At 54.1% G+C, this 3,079-nt stretch carries 4 protein-coding genes and 1 pseudogene; 4 read left to right on the top strand and 1 reads right to left on the bottom strand.

Annotation, left to right across the window (positions count from 1 at the left end; translation table 11 throughout):
* Window positions 1-70: 70 nt before the first annotated feature.
* Genes IBX50_RS19100 through IBX50_RS19085 form a run of 4 tightly spaced genes read left to right on the top strand, consistent with a single transcriptional unit; the run spans window position 71 to window position 2,889 of the window.
* Entirely contained in the window at window positions 71-1,078 is a 1,008-nt protein-coding gene (locus IBX50_RS19100) for a methionine ABC transporter ATP-binding protein (RefSeq protein ID WP_292257987.1), read from the top strand.
* On the top strand, window positions 1,078-1,743 hold the full coding sequence (locus IBX50_RS19095; RefSeq protein ID WP_292257986.1) for a methionine ABC transporter permease: 666 nt from the start codon (window positions 1,078-1,080) through the stop codon (window positions 1,741-1,743). The genes IBX50_RS19100 and IBX50_RS19095 overlap by 1 nt, the downstream gene beginning before the upstream one ends.
* Window positions 1,744-1,795: 52 nt before the next feature.
* Entirely contained in the window at window positions 1,796-2,587 is a 792-nt protein-coding gene (locus IBX50_RS19090; protein ID WP_292257985.1) for a MetQ/NlpA family ABC transporter substrate-binding protein, read from the top strand.
* Window positions 2,588-2,616: 29 nt separating this feature from the next.
* The gene (locus IBX50_RS19085; RefSeq protein ID WP_292257984.1) at window positions 2,617-2,889 is read left to right on the top strand and encodes a glutaredoxin family protein; all 273 of its coding nucleotides are present in this window, start codon (window positions 2,617-2,619) and stop codon (window positions 2,887-2,889) included.
* Window positions 2,890-2,892: 3 nt separating this feature from the next.
* On the opposite strand, the pseudogene IBX50_RS19080 reads toward IBX50_RS19085, so the two are convergent.
* A pseudogene (locus IBX50_RS19080) lies at window positions 2,893-3,079 on the bottom strand (hypothetical protein); the annotation flags it as partial.

Below are 3,079 nucleotides of genomic sequence, written 5' to 3'. Positions count from 1 at the left end.
TCCTCTCAGTCAGTGACAACAAGGAATCCCGGCCCGGTGCCGGGATTCTGCTTTCTAAAAGGTGAACCCGGTGATTGAGTTTTTTGAGGTCCACAAGGCCTATCCGGTGGGTCAAAAGCAGGTTACCGCTTTGCACCCCACCTCGTTCAAGATCCCCACAGGGCAGATTTATGGTCTGATCGGCCATTCCGGTGCGGGTAAATCCACGCTGTTGCGGTTGATCAATCGGCTGGAGGAACCCTCCTCTGGGCGAATAGAAGTGGATGGTGAAGACATTACCTTGCTGGATGCCAACGGGCTGCGTGGTTTTCGCCGTCAGGTGGGGATGATTTTTCAGCACTTTAATCTGTTGTCTTCCAAAACGGTGGCAGAAAACGTGGCGCTGCCTTTGCAACTGGCCGGTGAGCTTTCTCGCAAGGTGATACAGAACAAAGTGGCGGCACTGCTGCAGCGGGTCGGTTTGCAGGATCATGCCAATAAATACCCGGCGCAGTTGTCCGGTGGACAGAAACAACGGGTGGGAATTGCCCGGGCGCTTTCCACTGATCCAAAAATCCTCTTGTGTGATGAAGCCACCAGCGCCCTTGATCCCCAGACCACCGGGCAGGTGTTGCAGCTGCTGGCAGAAATCAATAAAGAGCTGGGGCTGACTCTGGTGCTGATCACCCATGAAATGGACGTGATCCGCCGGATTTGTGATCAGGTGGCGGTACTGGATGCCGGTGTGATTGTTGAGCAGGGGCGCGTGGCTGATGTGTTTTTACATCCGCAACACCCCACTACCCGACGTTTTGTCTACGAAGCCGAACAGGTGGATGAAAACCAGCTGCATCAGGATTTTGATCAGGTACAAGGGCGCATCTTGCGTCTGACCTTTCAGGGGCAGTCCACCTACGAGCCGCTGCTGGGGCGTGTGGCGCGTGAAACCGGTGTGGATTTTACCCTGCTGGCCGGTCGCATAGATCGTATCCGTGATGTGCCCTATGGTCAGCTGACCGTGGCTTTTAACGGCGGTGAACTGGAACAGGCCATGCAATTGCTGCAGCAGGCTGATGTTCATGTGGAGGCATTACGCTGATGACTGACTTGTTAAGTAATGTGGACTGGTACGATATCGGTTATGCCGCTATAGAAACCCTGCTGATGCTGGGCGGGTCACTGGTATTCACGGTATTGCTGGGGTTGCCTCTGGGTGTGTTGCTGTTCCTCACCAGCCCGCGCCAGTTGTTTGAACAGAAGGGCTTTTATGCCGTGCTGTCACTGATCACCAATGTGCTGCGCTCCCTGCCATTTATTATCCTGCTGATTGTAATGATTCCTGTGACGGTGATGCTGACTGGCACCTCGCTGGGTGTGGCGGGTGCCATACCGCCATTAGTGGTGGGAGCAACACCTTTCTTTGCGCGGCTGGTGGAAACCGCCCTGCGGGAAGTGGATCGTGGCATCATCGAGGCCACTCAGGCAATGGGAGCAACAACTAAGCAAATAATTTTTAGTGCTTTGTTGCCGGAAGCACGACCGGGTATTCTGGCTGCCGTCACGGTCACTGCCATCACGCTGGTGTCCTATACCGCCATGGCCGGTGTAGTGGGTGCCGGTGGTCTGGGGGATCTGGCAATCCGTTTTGGATACCAGCGTTTCCAGACCGATGTGATGGTGGTGACGGTGTTGCTGCTGTTGTTACTGGTGCAGATCCTGCAGTCGGTCGGTGATCGGCTGGTGGTGCACTACTTGCGTAAATAATCTGAACAAGCCTATCCGGCTTTATATTCAACTCTCACAAGGAGATCCTTGCATGAAAAAAATTCTTACTGGCCTGGTGTTACTGGCTGCGGCTTCCTTTCAGGTTCAAGCACAGAGCCAGGCACAGCAGACCCTGCAGGTGGCAGCGACCGCTGTGCCTCACGCCGAGATTCTGGAGTTTTTAAAACCGGCACTGGCTGAGCAGGGTGTGAACCTGCAGGTGCGGGTGTTTACCGATTATGTACAGCCAAACGTGCAGGTGAATGAAGGTCGACTGGATGCCAATTTCTTTCAGCATCAGCCCTATCTGACTGAATTCAATCGCAGCCGTGCTACTCAGCTGGTGAGTGTGGCCGGTGTGCATGTGGAACCCTTTGGTGCCTATTCCAGCAAATACCAGAGCCTTGCCGATCTGCCGCAGCGGGCACAGATTGCCATCCCCAATGATGCCACCAATGGCGGGCGTGCTTTGTTGCTGCTGCAAAAAGCCGGCTTGATTACCCTGAAGCCAGAAGCAGGTATTACCGCAACACCGCGAGATATTCAGGATAACCCTAAACGCCTGCGTTTTCGTGAGCTGGAAGCCGCGACGCTGCCGCGTATCCTGAATCAGGTAGACCTGGCGTTGATCAATACCAACTATGCTCTGGAAGCGGGTTTGAATCCTTCCGAGGATGCACTGGTGATTGAAGGCAGTGATTCACCCTACGTGAATATTCTGGTGGCGCGTGAAGATCGTCAGGATAACCCAGCACTTCAGCAACTGGTTGCAGCACTGAAAACAGCAGCAGTACGTGATTTTATCAACCAAAAATACCAGGGTGCTGTGGTTCCGGCCTTCTGATATTTGACTCTTCTGCAGGAGCAGCCGAGATGCCACAGGATTTACATCTGACTCTTTTCACTACAGCTGGCTGCCACTTGTGTGATAAGGCTCTGGCATTGCTGGAGCCCTGGGTGAGTCATCAACAGACACAACCGGGTATCACACTGGTGCTGGTGGATATTGCCGAGGATGATTTACTGATGGCGCGTTATGGGGTGCGTATTCCTGTGGTGGCCAGCCCGGATGGTGCAGAAATCGGCTGGCCTTTCACTGCAGAAGAGTTGGCTGACTGGCTGGAGCATTGCTCACCAGCGGAGTAAGCTTCAGTGATCCTGAAACGGTAGTTCACCTTTCATGGTGTGACGGATCGGGCTGGGAATGTCATCGGCTTTGCTGGCTTCCAGCACCTTGTGAAAACCACGACTCTCCTGGATATGTCGCACGTCATCCACCAGAATGGCGGCTTCTTCCGGAGAGTTGACCAGGGTGTGTTTTAACCCGCCATACTGG

This window comes from Marinospirillum sp. (genome assembly GCF_014859565.1).
This window is presented reverse-complemented; position numbering and strand designations above follow the sequence as displayed.